The following is a 21596-nucleotide window of genomic DNA, read 5'->3' on the forward strand; positions in this document are numbered from 1 at the left end:
CAGGGGCGGGCGTGCCATGCGCCGGCCCCGGTACGGGCGTGCCACGTGCCCGCGGACCTACGTCCCGGCGTGCAGTCCGTCCGCGAGTTGGCCGTGTCGGTGCCGCCAGCCCGTCCGTACGCGGGTGGCGCCGGCCAGATGCGGGTGGCCGAGGGGCAGGTCCGCGTGCACATGGGGCGCGGGCGGCGCCGGCCACAGCCGTACGGCCAGCAGCGCGGCGGCCAGCGCGATCGAACCCAGGGCGAGGACCGCCCGGTCGAGTCCGCTCGCCGACCCGAGCCACCCGGCCAGGGGATACGTCACCAGCCAGCAGCCGTGCGACAGGGAGAACTGGGCGGCGAACGCGGCCGTACGCTCCCCGGGCGGCACGGAGCGCCGGACGAGCCGCCCCGCCGGGGTCAGCACCGCCGAGCACGCGGCCCCGAACGCCGCCCACACACCGAGCAGCGCGGGCAGCCGCCAACTCCCGCTGGACGCGGCCGTGACGACCCCCAGCCCGGCGAAGACGACGGTCAGCAGCAGCGCGCCCGGCAGCATCACGGCCCGGTCCTGCACCCTGTCCAGGACGCGCGGCAGGACCAGGGCCACGACCATCGACCCGGCCCCGTACGCTCCGAGCGCCAACGGCACGGCACCCTCCGACAACCCCAGGACGTCGCGGACGTAGACCACGGAGTTGACGGTCACCATCGCACCGGCCGCCGCGACCGCGAGGTTCAGGGAGAGCAGGGCCCGCAGCCGGGGGACGGCGAGGAAGAGACGGACGCCCGTGCCGACGCGGCCCTTTCCCGAGTCCCGCGCTCGCGGGACCCGTGCGGGCAACACGGCGGAGACGACCAGTGCGGCCGACGCGAGAAAGCCGAGCACGGTGCCCGTGAACAGCCAGTTGTAGGTGATGACGGACAACAGCGCGGCCGCGAGCGCGGGGGAGAACAGACTCTCCAGGTCGTAGGCGAGCCGAGACATCGACAGCGCCCGTGTGTACTGACGCTCGTCGGGCAGCACGTCGGGGATGACGGCCTGGAACGTCGGCGTGAACGCGGCCGAGGCGGACTGGAGGAGGAAGACCAGCAGGTACACCTGCCAGACCGCGCCGACGAACGGCAGGAACAGGGCGACGCCGGCGCGGACGAGATCCGCCGTCACCATGAGGGCCCGGCGCGGCAGCCGGTCGGCGACCGCGCCCACGGCCGGGGCGATCACCACGTACGCCACCATCTTGATCGCGAGGGCGGTACCCAACACCGAACCGGCGTCGGCGCCCGCGAGGTCGTACGCCAGCAGACCGAGGGCCACGGTCGCGAGCCCCGTGCCGACCAAGGCGATGACCTGGGCGGCGAAGAGGCGCCGGTAGGTGCGATGGCTCAGGACGGCGAGCATACGAACGGCTCCCCTCGGCGTGGCGGTTCCGGGCCGTACCGCCGAGTGTAGCCATCATGTGCGCAGATGCGCACATGATGGCTGGAGCTTCCCGAAGGAGCGCGGGGCTGTGACATGTGGGGCTCCGCCGAGTGGGCGCGACCACCCCCGACGATGCCGCAGCCGACCGACGGCCCACGGCGGTAACAGCGGAGCGCCTACGCTGGACTCATGCCTGAACGCCACGCAGTGTCACCTGCAGCCGGTGCGCATCTGCGCGCCCCCGACAGCGCGCGGCTCGCCGAGGCGACCGGGGTCTTCGCGATGCTCTCGGACGCCACCCGGCTGCATCTGCTGTGGCTGCTCGCCCAGGGCGAGTCGGACGTCGGCTCACTGGCCGAGCGCTGTGAGGCGTCCCGGACGGCGGTCAGCCAGCACCTCGCCAAGCTGCGGCTCGCCGGCCTCGTCGAGACCCGCCGTAAGGGCCGGCACATCTACTACAGCCTCGGCGACGGCCATCTGCGACGCCTGGTCGTGGAAGCGCTGAGCCACGCGGACCACCGGGTCAGCGGGCAGGCACCGCACGACTGAGGACGGCCCATGACCGCTGACTTCTCGCTCAGACAGCTGGAGTACTTCGTGGCCGTGGCCAACACGGGCTCGATGAGCGCGGCCGCCGTACGGTGTCACGCCTCCCAGGCGGGCATCTCGGCCGCCATCACCGACCTGGAGCGCCGGCTCGGGGTGCAGTTGCTGGTGCGGCGGCGCGCCAAGGGCGTCTTCCTCACCGAGGCCGGCACCCGGGTCCTGGAGCACGCGCAAGCGGTCCTGGCCCTCACCGAGGACCTCAGCGCCAGCGCCAAGGCGGAGAAGGGGCAGCTCGCCGGCCGGCTGACGATCGGCTGCTACGCCACGCTCTCCCCGTTCCTGATCCCCCCTCTGGTGGACGGCTTCACCCGCCTCCACCCCGCCGTCGACCTGCGCTTCGTCGACGGCTCCCAGGAGGAGATCCGCCAAGCCCTGCTCGACGGCGCCTGCGACCTGGCCTTCCTGTACGCGACCGGAGCCGAGGCCGGCCTGTCGTGCACGGCCGTCCGGTCGAGCAAGCCGTACGCGATCCTGTCACCCGGTCACCCCCTGGCCGGCCGAGCCGCCGTCTCCCTCACCGAACTCGCCGACGAGCCCCTGATCGTCTACGCGTCCCCTCCGGCACCGAGCAACGCCGACCGCTGGATGCACAGCGTCGGCGTCAAGCCGCACATCCGTTACCGCACCTCCAGCATCGAAGCCGTACGCAGCCTGGTCGCCCGCGGCCTCGGCTACTCCATGCTGATCCAGCGCTGGCCGACCGACACCAGCTTCGAGGGGCTGCCTCTGGCGTCGGTCCCGATCAGCGACCCGCTGGAGGAGGTCGACGTGGTGATCGCCCACGCCGCGAGCGTCACCCCCACCCGCCGGGCCCGCGCCTTCGCCCGGTACGCCCGGGACACCCTGGCGCCGACGACCACCTGACGCGGGCCCGGCGCCTGTGTACGGACGCCTGGTCAGAACCGAATCGTCCGCCGGCCCGTCCTGGAAGGCGGGGGCGAACGGACGGGAAGCGATGGTTGAACAGGCGGACAGCGGTGCGACGGCGTCGTCGGGCCGCACGAAGTGGACGCGCGGGCGGGGCGTCGCCGTGGCGGCGGTGCTGACCGCCGGGCTGTTGGTGTTCCACCGGGCGGTTCCCAACTCCGTGGGCCGTCCGGGCAGTCTGCTGGAAGCGTTCCTGCCCTGGCTCGGCCTGGCGGTCGTGGTCCTGCTCGGCCTGGGGCTGCTGCGCCGCTCGGCCGTCGCACTGGTGACTGTCCTGCTGCCGACGGCGGCCTGGACGTACCTCTTCGGCGGGCTGCTCCTGCCCGGGACGAAGGCGGGCACGTGCGACCTCACGGTGGTGCAGCACAACGTCAGCGACGAGAACGCCGACCCGGCGGGTACCGCGCGCGCCCTGGCCGACGCCGAGCCCGACCTCATCGCGCTGGAGGAGCTGGTGCCCAAGGCGCTGCCGGTCTACGAGAGGGCACTCGCCCGGCAGTATCCGTACCACGCGGTCCGGGGCACCGTCGGACTCTGGTCGAGGCATCCGCTCACCGAGGCACGGCTGCTGGACATCAAGCCCCGGGGGATCGCGGAGGAATGGAGCCGCGGACTGCGGGCCGTGGCCCGCACACCGCACGGCGAGATCGCGGTGTACGTCGCGCACCTGCCCTCGGTCCGCGTCGGGGCGAGCGGTCTCGCCTCCCAGCGACGTGACGAGAGTGCCGACCTGCTGGGCCAGGCCGTCGCCGCCGAGAAACGGAACCCGGTGATCCTGCTGGGTGACCTCAACGGCACGGTCGACGACCGTGGCCTGGACCAGCTGACCGCACAGCTGAACGTGGCGGAACGGGGCTTCGCCCTCAGCTTCCCCGCCGGCCTTCCCTTGGCCCGGATCGACCAGGTCATGGCCCGCTCGGCGACCGTCACCCATATCCGCACCCTGCCCACCACCGGCAGCGACCATCTGCCGGTCGCCGCCCGGATCGCCCTGGACCGACCGTCGAAATGCGGCCAACTCCTTTAGGCTGAGCGGAAATTGATGGCCCCTCATCGTGCACCGGGGCCCCCTCTACTGGGCGGCTCACCCTCCCGGACGACCTGGGCCCGGGTGTGGTCCTCGTCCACCCGATCCCGCGCGAGCGCCTCACCACCCCTCTCCTCCGCGCCACCGACGACCCGATGCCGTACCTCTCGCGCTGTCCGCGACGAGCGTCGTCAATCCCCCGGTGGCCGCGGAACCGCGTCGAAAGTCTCGACGGTCGGGCTTCCTCGCAGGTCGCGGTCGCCTCGGGCGAGCAGCAGACCGCCCAGACACGCCACACAGGCCGAGGCGAGCATGGTCACGGCCATCGGCAGAGCCGTCCTCTCCCCGCCCAGCCCCACGAGCGGTGCGACGACGGCCGCGAGGCCGAACTGCAGCGCGCCCAGCAGCGCCGAGGCGGTGCCCGCCGCATGCGGGGCGCGGGCGGTGGCGAGGGCCGTGGCGTTGGCGGCCACCAGGCCCAACGAGGACACGGCCAGGTAGGTCAGGACGACCGTCAAGACGAACGGAGGCCGCCCGGCCGCCGCCGACACGCACAGCAGGACGCAGCACAACGCCATCGACACGAGCCCGGCGCGCAACAGAGCCCGGGGGCCGAACCGGGCGACGATTCTGCGGTTGAGGGCACCGGTGGAAGTGAAACCGAAGGAGTTGATCGCCAGCGCCACCGTGTACATGCCGGTGGAGAGGCCGTAGAGGTGCTGGTACACGAAGGGCGACGCCGCGAGGTACGAGAAGAGGACGCCGAACCCGAAGCCGTACGCCAGGGCGAAGCCGACGTACCGCCGGTCGGCGAGCAGGCCGCCCACGCCGCGGAAGGGGGAGGTGAGCCCACCGCCGTGCCGCAGCCGCGGCGGGAGGGTCTCGGGTACGCGGAGGAGGACACCCAGGCACGTCAGTACGGCGAGTGTGGCCAGGACCAGGAAGATCCCGCGCCAGCCGGCGGGCCCGAGGACCGCCCCGCCGATCAGCGGGGCGACGACTGGTGCCACTCCACCGGTGATGACGAGGACGCCGAACGCCCGCGCCGCCCCGCTTCCCGATGCGCCGCTCTCCGCCGTCCGGTCGCTGATCACCGCGCGGGCGATGACGATTCCGGCCGCGCCGCCGAACCCCTGGACGAAGCGGGCCGCGATGAGGAGTTCGACGGACGGGGCGAGGGCGCAGAGCAGTCCCGCGAGCGCGCTCACCGCGGTGCCCGCCAGCATGGGCCGCCGCCGGCCCCACCGGTCGGACAGCGGCCCGATGACCAGTTGGCCGGTGGCGAGACCGATCATGAAGGCGGTCAGGGTGAGCTGGACCCCGCTGGCCCCGGTGTGCAGGTCGTCGATCATCCGGGGGAAGGCCGACAGATACATGTCCGTGGCCAGCGGCGCCACCGCGTAGGCGAGGGCCAGCACCAGCATGGTGGGCGTCGGCACGCCGGACTCGGTGCCGGAGCGTGTGCTTCGAGCGTCGCGACGTGAAAAGCGACCTGAGGAGCGACGTGAGTACAGAGGCATGCCGATCCCCTTTGATCACTGCCGACGGCAGCGTTACGAGTTCGCCTTGACGATCTCGACCGTGAGGCGGCCGAGTCCGGTGATCTCGCCCTCCAGCAGGTCGCCGGGCTTCATCCACTGCCCGGTGCCCAGACCGACGCCGGCCGGGGTGCCGGTGGAGACCACGTCTCCCGGTTCCAGGGTCAGGTGCTCGGTGATCTTCACCAGTTGCTCGGGGATGGACCAGATCATGTCCCGGGTGTTGGCGTCCTGCCTGGGCTCGCCGTTGAGCCAGAACCGCAGGCGCAGGTCGTTCTCGTCGACGAAGCGGGCCGGGACGATCGCCGGGCCGAGCGGGCAGCTGTCGTCGAAGGCCTTGCCGCCGAACAGGTCGAACTTCACCAGGTGCTGGGGGTGGCGCTGCCAGTCACGGGCGGACAGGTCGATGGCGATGGTGTAGCCGGCGACGTGCTCCATCGCGTTCTCCAGCGTCAGATGACGCCCTCGCTTCCCGATGACGACGGCCAGTTCGAGTTCGTAGTCGAACTTCTCCGTCTGCTCGGGGTAACGCACCGTCTTGCCCGGCCCCACCAGCGACGTGGTCGGCGGCTTGAAGAAGAAGAGGGGGATCTTCTTGTCCTTCTCCCAGTCGGTGTGACCGCCGTCCTTCTCCATGTGGTCGTAGTAGTTGGCCCCCGTCATCACGACCTTGCGTGGGTGCTGGAGGGGAGTGAGGACGTCCTCCAGGGCGGCGGGGGCGGGCAGTGGCGCCGTGGCGTCGGTGCCGTCGGACAGCCGCTCGGCCGCCGCGACGAGGATCGGCTCGGTCCGCTCCCAGTGGTCGAAGACGTTCATCAGGCCGCGCGCCGGCTCCGGCCGCAGCGCTTCGGGGGCGACGTCCGCCAGCGCCCACGAGCGGTCCCCGATCGACAGGACCGGGGTCGGGCGCCCGTCGACGCGCAGGGTGGCCAGGGAAAAGGTCATGGGAAGGGTCTCCGTCATTCGAGCGAGGTACGACGTTGTCGGGGGTGTGGTCGGCCCTGCGTGGTCGGGTGACGCGTGATCGGGCGGTGCGTGGTCCGGTGGCGTGTCCGCCGGGTGGGTCCGTTGCCTGTGTGCTCCGGTGCGCGTGGGCCGGGCGCGGTCGGCGATGGGTGGTCCCGGTGTGCGTCGGTCGGGTGTGGTCCGGCGCTGTGTGGTCCGATTGCGCATCGCCGGGTGTCGTGGGCCACGTGTGGTCCGGGTGCGCGTCGGCCGGTGCGGTCCCGTCGCGCGTCGGCCGGGTGCGGTCCGGCTACGCGTCGCCCGTGAGCGTCGTCAGCATGGTCGGGCCGCCCTGGACGGCCGTGCGCTGCATGTGGTGGAGGACGCCGCGGATGCCACCCATCTCCTCACCGCCGCCGGCCCGGCCGGGGCCGCCGTGGATCAGCGCGGGCAGCGGAGAGCCGTGGCCGGTGGAGGACTTGGCGGACTCCGTGTCCAGGACGAGGACCCGGCCGTGCCAGGGGGCGAGGCCGACGACCGTGCGGCGGGCGAAGTCCGCGTCACCGGTGACCACGGACGCGGCGAGGCTGCCACGGCCCTGGGCAGCCAGGAACACGGCGTGCTCCGGCGAGGTGTACGGGATGAGCGTGCTGACCGGCCCGAACGCCTCCACCTCGTGCGGGGCGGTGGCGCCGGAGTCGTCACAGCGCAGCAGCAGGGGAGTGAGGAACGCGCCGCGCTCGCCGTCGGCACCGACGAAGTCCACCCGGTCCGGGTCGCCCGAGACCACTCGCGCCGAGTCGAGCAGCGTCTTCACACAGCGCCGCACCTCCTCGCGCTGCCCGAGGCTCGCCAGCGCGCCCATACGCACCGAAGGATCGGCCGGGTTGCCCACCACCACCTCGGCCAGTCGCGTCGCGGCCGCCTCGCTCACCGCGTCCATCAGCCCGGCCGGGACGATGGCGCGGCGGATCGCCGTGCACTTCTGCCCCGCCTTCACCGTCATCTCGGTGACCAACTGGTCGACGTACAGGTCGAATTCGGCCGTACCGGGTGTGGCGTCCGGGCCGAGCACCGAGCAGTTGACCGAGTCCGCCTCGGCGTTGAACCGCACGGCCTGCCGTACGACCGCCGGATGCGTCCGCAGCCGTTCCGCCGTGGCCGCCGAGCCGGTGAACGACACCATGTCCTGCTCGGTGACATGGTCGAGGAGATCCCCCGCGCCGCCGCACACGAACTGCAGGCTGCCCGGCGGCAACAGACCCGACTCCACGACGAGTTCGATCAGCCGACTGGTGAGTTGGCAGGTCTGCGTCGCTGGCTTGACCAGGCTCGGCACACCGGCCAGCACCGCCGGGGCGAGCTTCTCCAGCGGGGCCCACACCGGGAAGTTGTAGGCGTTGATCTGGACGGCCGCGCCGCGCAGCGGGGTGCAGATGTGGCCGCCGAGAAAGCCGCCGTCCCGGCTCAGGCTCTCCCGCGCACCCTCGACATAGACCAACCCCTCGCCGCCCCCCGGCAGTTCACGCTCACCCAGGGACGCGTAGTACTGCACGACCCGGATGCCGCCGTCGATGTCGTACTTCGAGTCGAAGAGCGTGGCGCCCGTGGTGGCGGACAGCGCGTACAACTCCTCGCGGTGGCCCCGCAGATACGTCGCGATGTCGGCGAGGAGTCCGGCGCGCTGATGGAAGGAGAGTGCGCGGAGCTCCGGGCCGCCGACCGAGCGGGCGTGGCGGAGCGCGGCCGCCATGTCGACGCCGGCCGAGGAGACATGGGCGACCACGTCACCGGTGACGGCGTCGCGGACGGGCGTCCCCTCCTCGGTGGGGGTGTGCCACTGGTCCTGTACGTAGCTGCGCAGCGCGCTCATCGTGTCGTCCCGTCCGTCGTCGCAGGTGTCCGGACGGCCGCGACCGTCCCGGCGTATCCGTCGTCGCCGTCCGCGACGGCGTGATGGCCCCAGATGTCGGCCGTGTAGACCCGGCTCACCCAGGTCTCGTCGTCGACCTGGCGGCCCTCGGCGCCCACCTCGATGCCGAAACCGGCGGGGGAGCGCATGTAGAAGGAGAACATCAGGTCGTTGGAGTGCCGGCCGAGCGTCGCCATCAGCGGGACCTTGTGCTCGCGGGCCCGGTCGTGGGCCCGCCCGACCTCGTCCATGCTCGACACCTCGCACAGCACATGGTGGGTGCCCTCACGCTTGCGGGACTCGACGAAGGCGATGCTGTGGTGGCGAGGGTTGCAGCCCATGAAGTAGAAGGTCCCGCCCAGCGGCAGATGGGTCACATCGCTGAGCCGGAAGCCCATGACGTCGCGGTAGAAGTCCACCGCCTCCATGGCGTGCGGGGACTTGAGGACCACATGGCCCATGCCCTGGTCGCCCGTCACGAAGGTGACGCCGAGCGGGGAGACGAACGGGGTCGCGGCGACCCGGCGTCCGATGAACAGCTCGGTCCGCACCGCGCACGGCCCGTCGAACCACAGCATGCGGTCCACCTGTCGCCCGGCGCACTCCTCGGCCGTGCCCTCGTGGACCTCGACCCCGTGTGCCCGCAGCCGTTCCACGACGCGGTCGAGTCCGGCACGGTCACCGACCTCCCAGCCGATGTACGTCACGCCGCCGGTCTCGGCGGGTTCGACACTGAACCGGTAGGGATGCTCGTCCAGGCGCAGCAGCCGTTCCTCGGGGGAGCCGGCCGGGCCGGCGGGCATGGTGCCGATCACGTCACTGGCGTACGCGACCCAGCCGTCCGGGTCGGGCGTGCCGATGCCGAGATAGCCCAGGCTGCGAATACTCATCGAAACCTCCACTGGTCGGGGCCCTGCCCGTGAAGCGCGAGGGGCCGCCCGCTGCTCGAAGTTAGTTGTCAGGGTTCTAATTATCAAGACTCTGACTAACTTCTCGAGAAGGTTCGCAAGGCCCTTGACTGTCAGAGTTCTATCTATCTACGGTCGGGGCATCCGACGACGGCCCCCCGCCGTCACGACGACGTCGGCCGCCCGTTCAAGACGGCGCCGGCCGTCACGAAGGGCGACCACATGCCTGTATCTGAGCCGCGTCTGTCCCCCGTGGCGGAGAAGGACATCCCGGAGAAGGCGCTGACGGCCCTGGAGCCGTACCGCAACGCCGAGGCCGGCGGTGACATCTACGCGATCTGGACGACGCTCGCCGCACACCCCGACGCGCTGCGCCGCTTCCTCCTCTTCGGCAACCACGTCCTGGGCAGGAACACCCTGCCCGTCCGGTCGCGCGAGCTGGTCATTCTGCGGGTCGCATGGCTCACGCAGGCCGAGTACGAGTGGCTGCAGCACGTCCGCATCGCCCGCCGGGCGGGGCTGTCCGACGACGAGATCCGCGCGCTCGGCACCCCCGAGCCGGCCGGCTTCGACGACACCGAGCAGGTCCTGCTGCTCGCGACCGACCAGCTCGTCGGCGTTGCGGACCTCGACGACGGCGCCTGGAAGCAGCTGCGGGACCGGCTCGACACCGAGCAGCTCATCGACCTCGTCTACACGGTCGGCCAGTACCAGACCGTCGCGATGGCGATCAACGCCTTCCGCATCCAGCCGGAGCCGGACATCGCCGCACTCCGCGCGGAACTCCCGCTGCCCGCGCCCACCGCCGCCTAGCCCCTCCCAGCCCTCGTAGGAGACAGACCTCATGAAGCTCGCCAACCTCGCCGGCCGGGCCACGGTCATCGTCGGCGACCGCGCCCTCGATGTGGAGAAGGCCAGCAACGGGGCGCTCGGCCCCGACCCCGCCGTCCTCTACGACCTCGAGAACCACGACGCGCTGCGCCGGCTCGCCGAGGCGGCGGGTGACGCCGAGCTCGCCGAGTACGACGAGAAGCTCCTCGGCCCCGTCTCCCCGCGCGCCCCGAAGATCCTCGCCGTCGCGCTCAACTACCGGGGGCACGCCGAGGAGTCGGACATGCCGATCCCCGAACAGCCCACGGTCTTCGGCAAGTTCAGCAGCTCCCTGACCGGACCGTACGACCCGGTGATCGTGGCCGAGGGCATCGACAAGTGCGACTTCGAGGCCGAGGTCGTGGTCGTCATCGGCCGGACCATGCGCCATGTGGAACCCGAGGCCGTCTGGGCGGGCATCGCCGGGGTGACCGCCGGGCAGGACGTCACCGACCGCCGCGAGCAGTGGCGCAAGCCGCTGAACCAGTTCACCCTCGCCAAGTCCTACGACACCTACAGCCCGACCGGCCCGCTGATGGCGACCGTCGACGAGTTCGAGGACCCCGACGACATCGAGATCGTCGGACACGTCGACGACCTGGAGGTCCAGCGCGGCCGCACCTCCGACCTCATCTTCCCCATCCCGGAGTTGATCTCCTGGATGTCCCGGCGCGTCACGCTGGAGCCGGGTGACCTGGTCTTCACCGGCACCCCGGCGGGCTGTGGCGTCCGGCGCGTCCCGCGCCTGTACCTGGAGCCCGGAATGACGCTGACCACCGAGCTTCCGGGCGTCGGCACGATGCGCAATCCGATCAGTCGGTGAGATCAAGAGGCGCTGTTACGATGCGACCGGTCCGGACGAAGGGAGCTCACACGTGTCGGACGCCCACGTAGGTGACGCCGCCGACGCGGTCGGTCATCCGCGCTCCCGTGAGTTCGCCGCCAAGGTCCGGGGCCGCCATCAGGAGATGGGCCACACGGACCGTCAGCTGGACGGCGTCGCGCTGGTCACCCATCTCACCCGGCTCGTCGCGCGCCTCGTGCAGGACTTCGAGGCGTCCGTGCACCGGCCACTCGGGATGACCTGGGCCGGCTTCCGGATCATGAACACCCTCTGGGTCTTCGGGGACATGGAGCAGCGGGAGATCGCCCGTATCTCCGGCACCTCGCGGGCCAGCGTCTCCAGCGCCCTCAACACCCTCGAGGAGCGAGGTCTGGTCGAGCGGCGTCGCGAACAGGGCGACCGGCGGCTCGTCCGGGTCTCGCTCACCGAGTCCGGCCTCACGATGCTGTACAAGGCCATCGAGGGGCAGACCGAGCGCGAGCACGCCTGGATGGGTGTCCTGGAGGACCAGGAGATCTCCCAGCTGGTCGCCCTGCTCGGCAAGATGGTCAACCAGAAGTACCCGGAGTAGTCCGCCGTTCGACGGCTTCGGGGCCGCTCGCAAGCCCCTGACCGGCGGTTTCACGCCGTACGTGAGCACCCCTCGGGTGACACTCGGGAGAACTCCGGGCCGAGGTCGTAAGGCCCTTGACGATTAGACCTCTGACGATTACGTTCTCCACAAGTTCGACTGGTTCTCCCCACCCTGTTCCGCTTCCTGGGCAATGACGCCCCGCACCCGCTGCGAGGAACGATGGACATCGGCTGTCTGTTCGCGCCAACCACCGCCACCCCGGACCACATCGCGGAGGCCGAGCGCCTCGGCTTCACCTACGCCTACGTGTACGACTCGCCGTCGCTGTTCGCGGACGCCTGGATGACCCTGGGCCGGACGGCGGACCGCACCTCCCGGATCCGCCTCGGTGTCGCGGTGGTCACCCCCAAGCTGCGCCACCTCGTCGACAACGCCGCCGCCGCGGTGACCCTCGCGGCCCTCGCGCCGGGCCGGGTGGATGTCGTGGTCGGCGCCGGCTTCACCAGCGCCGCGCTGCTCGGCCGCCGGGGCGCGCGCTGGGCGGAGGTCGAGGAGTACATCGTGGCGCTGCGTGCCCTGATGGCCGGCGAGGAGATCGACTGGGAGGGCGCCAGGATCACCCTGACGTTCCCCGGCCACGCAGGACTCGCCCCCGTCACGGACGTCGCGGTCCTCGCCGCCGCACACGGGCCCAAGGGGTTCGCCGTCGCCAACCGGGTCGCCGACGGAGTCGTCACCAACCCGAGCCACAGCTCCGAGCCGATCCCCTTCGAGGGCCGGGTCGTGGTGACGGCGTACGGCACGGTCCTCGACGACGGCGAGGAGCTGAGCGACGCGCGGGTCGTGGACGCCGCCGGACCCGGCGCCGCGCTCGCCCTGCACCTCGGCGACTTCGGGCCGCTCGCCGGCACCGACGAGGTGCGCGGCTACCAGGCCTGGCTGGCCACGGTCCCGGAGCCGCGCCGCCACATAGAGACCCACCGGGAGCACCTGATCGGGGTGACCCCCGAGGAGCGCCCCTTCATCACCCCGAAGGTGATCGAGGCCGCGACCGCCACGGGGACGCCGGAGCAGGTCCGGCAGCGTCTCCAGCGGTTGGAGGGTTCCGGTGCCACGACGGTGGCGTACCAGCCCGCCGGGCCGGACATCGTGCGTGAGCTGCGTGCGTTCGCGGCGGCCGCGGGGCTGTGAACCAGGCCGGGGGTCTCTGCTTCCGGCCGCGTCAGAGCTCGGGAGGTGCGGTGCGTCGGCGGGTGCGGGGTGGTGGGGGCTGGTCGCGCCCACGCGGCGGAGCCGCACATGTCGCAGCCCCGCGCCCCTGAGGTTTCCCGGGCTCGCCCCACGCTTCAAGGGGTGGGCGGGGAGCCGGGAGCAACCGCACAGCCGGTCCCGGCTGGTCGGGACTTTCCGGTCCCGGTTCACCCGAACCCTCCGGTCCCGGTTCACCCGAACCCTCCAGTCCCGGTTCACCCGAACCTACGGTCCCTGCTCGGCACGAGCCGTCGGCTCACAGCCCCGCCCGAATCATCGGCCCACAGCCCCGCCCGATCCGTCGGGCTCCAACCTCCGTCAGATCCGGCGGGCCCGCCACTCCGTCCGATGGATCCCGCTCACATCCCCGCCCGCCCCACGGGCCCCTGCTACAAGGCCCAGCCGGCCGAGCCCCCGCGCTTGGGCCCACCCCGCTCCAGCGACTCCCCTCCGCCCCACCCCGCACGCCCAACGAGGAGTACGACCATGCCCCGCAGAATCGTCACCGGTCTGGACGAGAACGGTCAGGCCGCCGTCGTCCAGGACGGCCCCGCCCCGCGCACCTACGAGCTGAAGCACACGCCCGGCTTCGCCAACTCCCTGGTGTGGGCGACGCCCGCCGAGCCGGTCGTGCCCTTCGACGGCACCGACCCGACGCCGGCCGTCGCCTCCTACGTTCCCGCGTCCGGCGAGACCCGGCTGATCCACCTCGTGATCCCGCCGGACACCGTCTACATGAGCGAGGACTTCGACCCGGCCGCCGCCGTCGCCGAGCGGCTGGAGACCAGCCCCGGCCTCGCCGAGCTGTTCGAGCCGGACGCCCCCGGCATGCACACCACCGACACCGTCGACTACGGCGTCCTCCTCCAGGGCGAGATCGTCCTCGAACTCGACGCGGGCAACGAGACCACCCTCGCCCCGGGCGACGTCGTGATCCAGAACGGCACCCGCCACGCCTGGCGCAACCGCTCCGACGCCCCCGCCGTCGCCCTCTTCGTCCTCATCGGCGCCCGGAGGACTGCCTGATGCCGCACCTCGACCCCATCGACGCCCTGGAACTCGACTCCGAACTCGACGAGGTCGAACGGCTCATCCGGGACACCGTCAGCGCCTTCGTCAAGGACAAGGTCACCGACCACGTCGCCGACTGGTTCGAGGCGGGCACCTTCCCCACCGCCGAACTCGGCCCCGAGATCGGCAAGTTGGGCTTGCTGGGCATGCATCTGGAGGGCTACGGCTGTGCCGGCGCCAGCGCCACCGCGTACGGCGTGGCCTGCCGCGAGCTGGAGGCCGCCGACTCGGGCCTGCGCAGCTTCGTCTCCGTGCAGGGCTCCCTGGTGATGTTCCCCATCCACCGCTACGGCTTGGAGGAGCAGAAGCAGCAGTGGCTGCCCAAGCTGGCGTCCGGCGAGGCGATCGGCTGCTTCGGGCTCACCGAACCCGACCAGGGCTCCGACCCCGGCGGCATGCGCACCCTCGCCAAGCGTGACGGCGACGACTGGGTCCTCAACGGCACCAAGACGTGGATCACCAACGGTTCCATCGCCGACATCGCCGTCGTCTGGGCCCGCACCGAGGAGGGCATCCGAGGGTTCCTGGTCCCCAAGGACACCCCCGGCTTCACGACCAGCGAGATCCACCGCAAGCTCTCCCTGCGCGCCTCGGTCACCGCCGAGCTGCACCTGGAGGACGTACGGCTGCCGGGCGACGCGGTGCTCCCCGGCGTCACCGGACTGCGCGGACCGCTGTCCTGCCTGTCCGAGGCCCGCTTCGGCATCCTCTGCGGAGTCGTCGGCGCCGCCCGCACCTGCTACCTCTCCGCGCTCGAATACTCCACCACCCGCGAGCAGTTCGGGCGGCAGATCGGCGGCTTCCAGCTCACCCAGGGCAAGCTCGCCCACATGCAGGTCGAACTCGTCCGGTCCCAGCTCCTCGCCCTGCGCCTGAGCAAGCTCAAGGACGCCGGGAGGCTCCGCCCGGAGCAGGTCAGCCTCGGCAAGCTCGCCAACGTGCGCGCCGCCCTCGACATCGCCCGCTCGGCCCGCACCGTCCTCGGGGCCAACGGCATCACCACCGAGTACCCGGTGCTCCGCCACGCCAACAACCTGGAGACGGTCCTCACCTACGAGGGCACCGAGGAGATCCACACCCTCGTCGTCGGAGAGTCCGTCACGGGCCTCGCGGCGTACCGCTAGAGACCCTGATCCGCCGGAGAGGGCCCTTCAGCACCCCGGGCGGGCCGTATTGAGGGTCGGCCCGCCCGGGGGAGTCACGTACGACACCACGGGAGGCGAACGTCGTGACCACACACGCGCACCACGAGCAGGACCAGGCGAACGACTTCGCCCAGGGCATCCGTCTCGAAGACCTCTGGGACGACCCCTATCCCATCTACCGCAGGCTTCACCACGAGGCCCCCGTGGCCTGGGTCCCCGCCGCCGGCCGCTATCTGATCACCCGGCACGAGGACGTCGTCTTCGCCGAACAGCACCCGGAACTGTTCAGCTCCCGCGAGAAGGACTCCCTCGTCCTGAAGGTCATGGGCGCCAACATGCTCCGCGAGGACGACCCCGAGCACCGCAGACTGCGGGCCGCCGCCGAGCCGCCGGCCCGGCCCCGCCGGGTCAAGACCGACTGGAGTCCCATCTTCCAGCGCACCGCCGACGAACTGATCGACTCCTTCGCCGCCAAGGGCGAGGCCGACCTGTTCGCCGACTTCGCCGGCCCCTTCGCCGCCACCAACCTGGCGCACCTGCTGGGGATTCCACACGTCCCGGCCGCCGACATGATCCGCTGGTCGCAGGACATGATGGACGGCAACAGCAACTACGCCGACATCCCCGAGGTCTGGGACCGCGCCCTCGCGGCGGCCGGCGCCGTCGAGGAGGCCGTCGACGAAGCCGTACGACGGCTGCGGGACGAGCCCGACGGTTCGGTGATCTCCTCGATGCTGCACGCCGAGGACCCGCCCACGCTCCAGCAGATCAAGAACAACATCAAGGTCATCATCGGCGGGGGCATCAACGAGCCCCGTGACGTGCTGACCGCCGGAGTCTGGGCCCTGCTCACCCACCCCGAGCAGCGCGCCGCGGTCGAGGCCGACCCGGCCAGGTGGCGGCACGTCTTCGAGGAGACCGTCCGCTGGATCTCCCCGATCGGCATGTATCCCCGCCAGACCACCGACGACATCGAGCTGTCCGGCGTGCGCATCCCGGCCGGCTCTCGGGTCGCCCTGGTGATAGGCGCGGCCAACCGGGACGAGGACGTGTTCCCCGAGCCCGACCGCTTCGACATCGACCGTGAGCAGAGGGCCCACCTCGCCTTCGGCGGCGGACCCCACTTCTGCATGGGCACCTGGGTCGCCCGCCACGAGGTCGGCGAGATCGCCTGGCCCACCCTCTTCCGGCGGCTGCCCGGCCTCGAACTGGCCTCGGACGATCCGGTTCGGGTCGGCGGCTGGGTCTTCCGCGGAGTACTGAACCTGCCCGTCCGCTGGAAACGCCACTAGGAGCGACGTTGTCCGACAACATCAGCGCCCCGCCGGGCACCTGGTTCGGCGCCCGGCTCCCCGCCCACGCGGCCGAGGCCGGATCCCGCGTCGCCCTCGTCTTCGAGGACCGGACCTGGACGTACGGGGAACTGGACCTCGCGGTGCGCCGCGCCCTCGGCCGCCTCGCCGACCGGGGCGTGCGCAGAGGCGACCGTGTGGTGATGCGGGGGGAGGCCCGGCCCGAGGCCATCGTCACGATGTTCGCCGTGACGCGGATGGGCGCGGTCCTCGTCCCCGTCCACCCCCAGATGACGGGGCGTGAACTGGACGTCGTCCGCGAGGAGACCGAACCGCGCGCGATCGTCGCCGACGCCGCCTTCCTGGAGACGCTCCCGCCGGCGACGGAACTCCGCCTGGCGTGGGAGGAGATCAGCGACCCCGAGGCACCCCCGGCGGACGTCGACGTACCGCCCGCAGGTTCGGAGGCCGCGATCATCGCCTTCACCTCCGGCACCTCGGGCCGACCCAAGGGCGCCCAGCTCACCCACGACAACCTCCACTGGAGCATGGTCAACGGGATGGCCCGGCTGCCCGTGACCGAGGACGACGTCGTCCTCGTGGCCACACCCCTGGCCCATGTGGCCGTACTCGGCGGACTGCCGCAATACACCTGGGCCGAGCGCGGCACCGTCGTCCTGGCACCGAGGTTCGACGGCGGCCTCTTCATCGACCTGGTCCGGGAGCACGGCGTCACCGCCGCCTTCGCCGTACCGGCGATGCTGTCCCTCCTCACCCGGCACGACCGGTTCGACAGCCCCGACCTCGACTCGCTGCGCTGGGTCCTGGCGGGCGGCTCCCCGGCGATGTCGTCGACGACCACCCGGCTCCTTCAGCGCGGCGTCAAGGTCGTCAACTCGTACGGTCTGACGGAGTCCAGCGCCGGAGTCACCTATGCCGCGCTCGACGAGGTCGCCGACCGGCCGACCTCCGCCGGGCCGCCCGTGCCGCACGTCGAACTGATCGTCGTGGACGACAAGGGCACGGCCGCACCCGTCGACAGCGTCGGCGAGATCTGGTTGCGCGGACCGTCCGTGGCGTCCACGTACCGGACGCGTACGGGACCGCTGCCCGTCACCGACGCCGACGGCTGGTTCCACACCGGCGACCGGGGCCGTTACGACGAGCGGGGGCGGCTCGAAGTCGTCGGACGCGCCAAGGAACTCGTCATCACGGGCGGCGAGAACGTCGACCCGGCGGAGGTCGAGAACGCACTCGTCGACCTCCCGCGCGTCCTCGAAGTCGCCGTCGGCGGCACCCCCGACCCCGTCTGGGGCGAACTCGTCACCGCCTACGTCGTCGCGAGCGCGCCCGAGCCGACGCTCGACGACGTCCGCCGGCATCTCGAAGGCCGGCTCGCCCGCCACAAGTGGCCGCGTCGGCTCTGTGTCGTCCCGGCACTGCCCCGAGGGGCCACCGGAAAGCTCCAGCGCAAGGCGTTGAGCGACCTCACCGAACTGTCCGCCGACCGGTCCCCGGCCGACGGCGGCACCCCCACCAGCGACCCCACGACGACTGGCGACACCACCACCCCAGCAGAGCCGCACACCCAGGAGAGACCATGACGGAGACCATGCGGGCAGCACGGATGCACGATGTCGGCGAGCCCATGCGGATCGAGCGGGTCCCCGTCCCCGTGCCGGGCGCCGGCGACGTACGCGTGGCCGTGCACGCCGTCAACATCGTGCCCAACCTCGCCAACATCCTGACGATGTGGACCACGTGGTTCCCGCACAGCCCCCTGCCGACCCTCCCGGCTATCTTCGGTCTGGACCCGGCCGGTGTCATCGACGCCGTCGGTGAGGGCGTGGAGGGCTTCGAGGTCGGTGACCGCGTGTACGTCAACCCGGGCCGCAGCTGCGGCTCCTGCCGGTCCTGCCGCAACAACGACTCGATCAACTGCGCCAGTTACGCCTTCGCCGGCTACTTCGGCTTCTCCCAGACGGCCATCGGCCTCCTCGACCGCTACCAGGGCGGCCTCGCCGAATACATGGTCGCTCCCGCGTACTCCCTGGTGAAGCTGCCCGATCAGCTCTCCTTCAACGCCGCCGCCCGCTTCGGCTACATCGGCACCATGTACTCGGCGCTGCGCAAGGCCGGCGCGGGCCCCGGCAAGACGGTCCTGATCAACGGCATCAGCGGCACCCTCGGCATCGCCGCCGCCCTGCTCGCACCCGCCCTCGGACTGACCCACGTCTACGGCACCGGCCGCGACCGGAACCTCCTGGAGCAGGTCGACAAGCTCGCCCCCGGCCGCTTCCACCTGCACTCCCTCGACGACGGCCCGCTCGACGACTGGGTCCGCGCGGAGACCGGCGGCCACGGCGCGGACATCTACATCGACGCGCTCGGCCCGGGCGCCCCGCACGAGACGTTCCTCGCGGGCATGCGGGCCCTGGCGCGCGGCGGAGTCGCGGTCAACATCGGTGCCATCGCCGGTGATGTGCCGATGGACGTCCACCGCATGATGGACCAGCAGCTGAGGCTGATCGGCTCGGCCTGGTTCACCTCCGGCGAGGGCCAGGACATGGCCGACCTGGTCGCGGCCGGACTGCTCGACCTCAGCCCGCTCGAACACCAGGTCTACCCCCTGGAGCAGGTCAACGACGCGATCAGCGGCACGGCCGAGCGCAACGGTGGCTTCAGCAACTTCATCGTCAGCCCGGTCACCACGGCGTAACCGGTACGGCCGTTGTCCCGCCGTCGCCGCGGGAACGCACCACCACCCCCACAGGAACGAGAGGAAGACCTCGCCATGCCCAAGGTGACCTACGTGCAACAGGACGGCACGCGGACCGTGCTCGACCTGCCGCCCGGCACCACCGTCATGCGCGGTGCGGTCGCGGCCGGTGTCCGGGGCATCGTCGCCGAGTGCGGCGGCAACCTGATGTGCGCGACCTGCCATGTCTACGCCGCCGAAGCCGACCTCTTCCCGGACCCGGCCGCCGACGAGGACGAACTTCTCGACTGCACGGCCGAGCCACGGCGGGACAACAGCCGACTCAGCTGTCAGCTGACCCTCACCGACCGGGTCGGCGACCTGGTGATACACGTACCCGGAGCGCAGACATGACGACCACCGAACCCGGGATCGTGATCGTCGGCGCAGGCCAGGCGGGCGTCCAGGCCGCCGAGTCACTGCGCGACGCGGGCTTCACCGGCCCCCTCACGATCGTCGGCGACGAACCCGAACTCCCTTACCAGCGGCCCCCCTTGTCGAAGGAGTACCTCACCGGAAAGCTGCCAGAGGGCGAACTCACAATCCGCGCCGACCGGTTCTACGCCGACCGCGACATCGACCTGCTCGTCGGCCGTCGGGTCGTGGGGCTCGACCGGGCCCGGCGGCGGGTGACGCTCGACGACGACGGTGAACTCCCGTACGCCCACCTCGTGTTGGCCACCGGCTCCCGGCCCCGTCCACTGCCGTTGCCGGGCAGCGGGCTCGCCGGGGTGATCAACCTGCGGACCCGTGCCGAGGCCGACGAACTGCGCCGGCGGCTGGACGAGGTGCGGAACGTGGTGGTGATCGGAGCCGGGTTCATCGGCCTGGAGTTCGCCGCCGCCTGCCGGGCCGCCGGGAACGGTCCCGTCGTGCTCGACATCGCCGACCAGGTGATGGGCCGCGCGGTCTCCGCACCCACCGCCGCCCACTTCGCGGAGCGGCACCGGGCGCAGGGCACCCGGCTGCTGATGGGCACCGCGCCCACCGAGATCCTCGGCTCGGACGGCCGGGTGACCGGCGTCCGCACGGCGGACGGGATGACCATTCCCGCCGACCTGGTGGTCACCGGTATCGGTGTCCTCCCCAACGCCGAACTCGCCACCCTGGCAGGCCTGGAGACCGACAACGGGATCGTCGTGGACACGCACCTGTCCACCGCGGACCCGCACATCTCGGCGATCGGGGACTGCGCGGCCTTCCCCGACCCGCACGGCGACCACCACGGCGGGGGACGGCGGATCCGGCTGGAGTCCGTACAGAACGCCGCCGACCAGGCCCGCTGCCTGGCCGCCCGGCTCACCGGCGCGCCACGCCCGTACGACGCGCTGCCCTGGTTCTGGAGCTACCAGGGCGACCTGAGGCTCCAGATCGCCGGCCTGTCGACCGGACACGACCGGACGGCCGTCCTGGGCGACGACACGGGCAAGGGCTTCTCGGTGCTCTGCTTCCGGAAGTCCGCCCTGATCGCCGTCGAGTCCGTCAACCGCCCCGCCGACCACATGGCGGCCCGACGGCTGCTGGCCGCGGGCGTCACGGTCACCGCCGACGACGCCACCGAGCCCGGGTTCACCCTGCGCGGCCACCTGGCTCGGGCGACCGACCCGGAACGGAAGGCTCTCGCATGACGGACATCCGACGGGTCGGCGTCCTCGGCTGCGGACTCATGGGCTCCGGCATCGCCGAGACGGTGGCCCGCAGCGGGCTCGACGTGCTGGTGGTCGAGGTGAACCTGCCTGCCGTGGAGGCCGGACGCCGCCGCATCGAAGCCTCATTCGACAGAGCCGTACACCGGGGCAAGCTCACCTACGACGACCGCGACCGCGCCGTCGACCGGCTCTCCTACTCCACCGACCTGGGCGATCTCGCCGACCGCGACCTCGTCATCGAGGCCGCCGTGGAGGACCGCGACCTGAAGTGCGCGCTCTTCAAGGACGTGGACAAGATCCTCGCGGGCACCGACGCGATCCTCGCCAGCAACACCTCGTCCATCCCGCTGACCGACCTCGCCACGGCCACCGGGCGGCCGGACCGCGTGGTCGGGCTGCATTTCTTCAACCCCGTCCCCGTACAGGCACTGGTGGAGATCATCCCCGCCCTCACCACCAGCGACGACACCCTCGACCGGACCCGTCGCTTCGCCGTCGAGCGGTTGGGCAAGACGGCTGTCCAGGCCCCGGACCGGGCGGGATTCATCGTCAACGCCCTGCTGCTGCCGTATCTGCTCTCCGCCGTACGCATGGTCCAGACGGGCACGGCCACCGCCGAGGACATCGACCACGGCATGGAACTCGGCTGCGCCCACCCCATGGGCCCGCTCCGACTCCTCGATCTCATCGGCCTCGACACGGCCCAGGCCATCGCCGAGTCCCTGTACGAGGAACACGCCGAGCCCTTGTACGCGCCCCCGCCGCTGCTGCGCCGCATGGTCGCCGCCGGACGCCTCGGCCGGAAGTCGGGGCAGGGCTTCTACGCGTACTCGGCGGTCTGAGCCGCCCCCTCCGCGTCCCTCGAACCACACCCGGAC

The 21596-nt window shown here is 71.6% G+C and carries 20 protein-coding genes; 15 read left to right on the plus strand and 5 right to left on the minus strand.

Annotation, left to right across the window (positions count from 1 at the left end; genetic code table 11):
* Positions 1-57 precede the first annotated feature (57 nt).
* The gene (locus ACWD26_RS19780) at positions 58-1380 is read right to left on the minus strand and encodes an MFS transporter (protein ID WP_451271714.1); all 1323 of its coding nucleotides are present in this window, start codon (positions 1378-1380) and stop codon (positions 58-60) included.
* A gap of 210 nt (positions 1381-1590) precedes the next feature.
* On the opposite strand from ACWD26_RS19780, the gene ACWD26_RS19785 reads away from it, so the two are divergent.
* From ACWD26_RS19785 to ACWD26_RS19795, 3 genes are all read left to right on the plus strand, one after another.
* Positions 1591-1950 (plus strand): ArsR/SmtB family transcription factor, encoded by a 360-nt coding sequence (locus ACWD26_RS19785; RefSeq protein ID WP_451271716.1) that lies wholly within the window; start codon positions 1591-1593, stop codon positions 1948-1950.
* A gap of 9 nt (positions 1951-1959) precedes the next feature.
* A complete protein-coding gene (locus tag ACWD26_RS19790; RefSeq protein WP_451271718.1) occupies positions 1960-2871 on the plus strand; it encodes a LysR family transcriptional regulator in 912 nt (303 codons plus the stop codon).
* Between the two features lie 91 nt (positions 2872-2962).
* On the plus strand, positions 2963-3961 hold the full coding sequence (locus tag ACWD26_RS19795) for an endonuclease/exonuclease/phosphatase family protein (RefSeq protein ID WP_451271720.1): 999 nt from the start codon (positions 2963-2965) through the stop codon (positions 3959-3961).
* A 191-nt stretch (positions 3962-4152) separates the two neighbouring features.
* Here ACWD26_RS19795 and ACWD26_RS19800 read toward each other — a convergent pair whose 3' ends face one another.
* The 4 genes from ACWD26_RS19800 to ACWD26_RS19815 form a co-directional block, all read right to left on the minus strand.
* Entirely contained in the window at positions 4153-5400 is a 1248-nt protein-coding gene (locus ACWD26_RS19800; RefSeq protein WP_451271722.1) for a multidrug effflux MFS transporter, read from the minus strand.
* A 114-nt stretch (positions 5401-5514) separates the two neighbouring features.
* The gene (locus tag ACWD26_RS19805; protein WP_451271724.1) at positions 5515-6444 is read right to left on the minus strand and encodes a fumarylacetoacetate hydrolase family protein; all 930 of its coding nucleotides are present in this window, start codon (positions 6442-6444) and stop codon (positions 5515-5517) included.
* Between the two features lie 310 nt (positions 6445-6754).
* Positions 6755-8317: a phenylacetic acid degradation bifunctional protein PaaZ gene (gene paaZ, locus ACWD26_RS19810; RefSeq protein ID WP_451271726.1), complete on the minus strand. Its 1563-nt coding sequence runs from the start codon at positions 8315-8317 to the stop codon at positions 6755-6757.
* On the minus strand, positions 8314-9246 hold the full coding sequence (locus ACWD26_RS19815; RefSeq protein ID WP_451271728.1) for a VOC family protein: 933 nt from the start codon (positions 9244-9246) through the stop codon (positions 8314-8316). The genes paaZ and ACWD26_RS19815 overlap by 4 nt, the downstream gene beginning before the upstream one ends.
* A 240-nt stretch (positions 9247-9486) precedes the next feature.
* Between ACWD26_RS19815 and ACWD26_RS19820 the strand changes: the two genes are divergently transcribed.
* The 12 genes from ACWD26_RS19820 to ACWD26_RS19875 all read left to right on the plus strand — a co-directional run bounded on the left by ACWD26_RS19820 (position 9487) and on the right by ACWD26_RS19875 (position 21560).
* Positions 9487-10077: a carboxymuconolactone decarboxylase family protein gene (locus ACWD26_RS19820; protein ID WP_451271730.1), complete on the plus strand. Its 591-nt coding sequence runs from the start codon at positions 9487-9489 to the stop codon at positions 10075-10077.
* A 31-nt stretch (positions 10078-10108) separates the two neighbouring features.
* On the plus strand, positions 10109-10957 hold the full coding sequence (locus ACWD26_RS19825; RefSeq protein WP_451271732.1) for a fumarylacetoacetate hydrolase family protein: 849 nt from the start codon (positions 10109-10111) through the stop codon (positions 10955-10957).
* A gap of 52 nt (positions 10958-11009) precedes the next feature.
* A complete protein-coding gene (locus ACWD26_RS19830; protein WP_451271734.1) occupies positions 11010-11549 on the plus strand; it encodes a MarR family winged helix-turn-helix transcriptional regulator in 540 nt (179 codons plus the stop codon).
* A 222-nt stretch (positions 11550-11771) separates the two neighbouring features.
* Positions 11772-12743 (plus strand): LLM class flavin-dependent oxidoreductase, encoded by a 972-nt coding sequence (locus ACWD26_RS19835; protein ID WP_451271736.1) that lies wholly within the window; start codon positions 11772-11774, stop codon positions 12741-12743.
* A 546-nt stretch (positions 12744-13289) separates the two neighbouring features.
* Positions 13290-13829 carry a cupin domain-containing protein gene (locus tag ACWD26_RS19840; protein WP_451271738.1) on the plus strand — a complete coding sequence of 180 codons (540 nt, stop codon included), beginning with the start codon at positions 13290-13292 and terminating at the stop codon, positions 13827-13829.
* Complete coding sequence (locus ACWD26_RS19845; RefSeq protein WP_451271740.1) at positions 13829-14998, plus strand: acyl-CoA dehydrogenase family protein; 1170 nt, start codon at positions 13829-13831, stop codon at positions 14996-14998. Before ACWD26_RS19840 ends, ACWD26_RS19845 begins: the two co-directional genes overlap by 1 nt.
* Positions 14999-15102: 104 nt before the next feature.
* A complete protein-coding gene (locus ACWD26_RS19850; protein WP_451271742.1) occupies positions 15103-16311 on the plus strand; it encodes a cytochrome P450 in 1209 nt (402 codons plus the stop codon).
* Between the two features lie 8 nt (positions 16312-16319).
* Positions 16320-17915, plus strand: coding sequence for a class I adenylate-forming enzyme family protein (locus ACWD26_RS19855; RefSeq protein ID WP_451271744.1), 1596 nt, complete (start codon positions 16320-16322; stop codon positions 17913-17915).
* A complete protein-coding gene (locus ACWD26_RS19860) occupies positions 17912-19030 on the plus strand; it encodes an alcohol dehydrogenase catalytic domain-containing protein (protein WP_451271746.1) in 1119 nt (372 codons plus the stop codon). Before ACWD26_RS19855 ends, ACWD26_RS19860 begins: the two co-directional genes overlap by 4 nt.
* A gap of 75 nt (positions 19031-19105) precedes the next feature.
* Complete coding sequence (locus ACWD26_RS19865; protein WP_451271748.1) at positions 19106-19423, plus strand: 2Fe-2S iron-sulfur cluster-binding protein; 318 nt, start codon at positions 19106-19108, stop codon at positions 19421-19423.
* Positions 19420-20697 (plus strand): NAD(P)/FAD-dependent oxidoreductase, encoded by a 1278-nt coding sequence (locus ACWD26_RS19870; RefSeq protein WP_451271750.1) that lies wholly within the window; start codon positions 19420-19422, stop codon positions 20695-20697. Before ACWD26_RS19865 ends, ACWD26_RS19870 begins: the two co-directional genes overlap by 4 nt.
* Positions 20694-21560 (plus strand): 3-hydroxybutyryl-CoA dehydrogenase, encoded by an 867-nt coding sequence (locus ACWD26_RS19875; protein WP_451271752.1) that lies wholly within the window; start codon positions 20694-20696, stop codon positions 21558-21560. The genes ACWD26_RS19870 and ACWD26_RS19875 overlap by 4 nt, the downstream gene beginning before the upstream one ends.
* Positions 21561-21596 lie beyond the last annotated feature (36 nt).

The organism is Streptomyces sp. NPDC002787, from assembly GCF_053592095.1.

Bases quoted from the DNA above. Each gene is read 5' to 3' on its own strand.
- ACWD26_RS19815 (WP_451271728.1), bottom strand. From the start codon at position 9,246: ATGAGTATTCGCAGCCTGGGCTATCTCGGCATCGGCACGCCCGACCCG.
- ACWD26_RS19825 (WP_451271732.1), top strand. From the start codon at position 10,109: ATGAAGCTCGCCAACCTCGCCGGCCGGGCCACGGTCATCGTCGGCGAC.
- ACWD26_RS19780 (WP_451271714.1), bottom strand. From the start codon at position 1,380: ATGCTCGCCGTCCTGAGCCATCGCACCTACCGGCGCCTCTTCGCCGCC.
- paaZ (WP_451271726.1), bottom strand. From the start codon at position 8,317: ATGAGCGCGCTGCGCAGCTACGTACAGGACCAGTGGCACACCCCCACC.
- ACWD26_RS19795 (WP_451271720.1), top strand. From the start codon at position 2,963: ATGGTTGAACAGGCGGACAGCGGTGCGACGGCGTCGTCGGGCCGCACG.
- ACWD26_RS19820 (WP_451271730.1), top strand. From the start codon at position 9,487: ATGCCTGTATCTGAGCCGCGTCTGTCCCCCGTGGCGGAGAAGGACATC.
- ACWD26_RS19865 (WP_451271748.1), top strand. From the start codon at position 19,106: ATGCCCAAGGTGACCTACGTGCAACAGGACGGCACGCGGACCGTGCTC.
- ACWD26_RS19860 (WP_451271746.1), top strand. From the start codon at position 17,912: ATGACGGAGACCATGCGGGCAGCACGGATGCACGATGTCGGCGAGCCC.
- ACWD26_RS19845 (WP_451271740.1), top strand. From the start codon at position 13,829: ATGCCGCACCTCGACCCCATCGACGCCCTGGAACTCGACTCCGAACTC.
- ACWD26_RS19840 (WP_451271738.1), top strand. From the start codon at position 13,290: ATGCCCCGCAGAATCGTCACCGGTCTGGACGAGAACGGTCAGGCCGCC.
- ACWD26_RS19835 (WP_451271736.1), top strand. From the start codon at position 11,772: ATGGACATCGGCTGTCTGTTCGCGCCAACCACCGCCACCCCGGACCAC.
- ACWD26_RS19805 (WP_451271724.1), bottom strand. From the start codon at position 6,444: ATGACCTTTTCCCTGGCCACCCTGCGCGTCGACGGGCGCCCGACCCCG.
- ACWD26_RS19875 (WP_451271752.1), top strand. From the start codon at position 20,694: ATGACGGACATCCGACGGGTCGGCGTCCTCGGCTGCGGACTCATGGGC.
- ACWD26_RS19870 (WP_451271750.1), top strand. From the start codon at position 19,420: ATGACGACCACCGAACCCGGGATCGTGATCGTCGGCGCAGGCCAGGCG.
- ACWD26_RS19790 (WP_451271718.1), top strand. From the start codon at position 1,960: ATGACCGCTGACTTCTCGCTCAGACAGCTGGAGTACTTCGTGGCCGTG.
- ACWD26_RS19785 (WP_451271716.1), top strand. From the start codon at position 1,591: ATGCCTGAACGCCACGCAGTGTCACCTGCAGCCGGTGCGCATCTGCGC.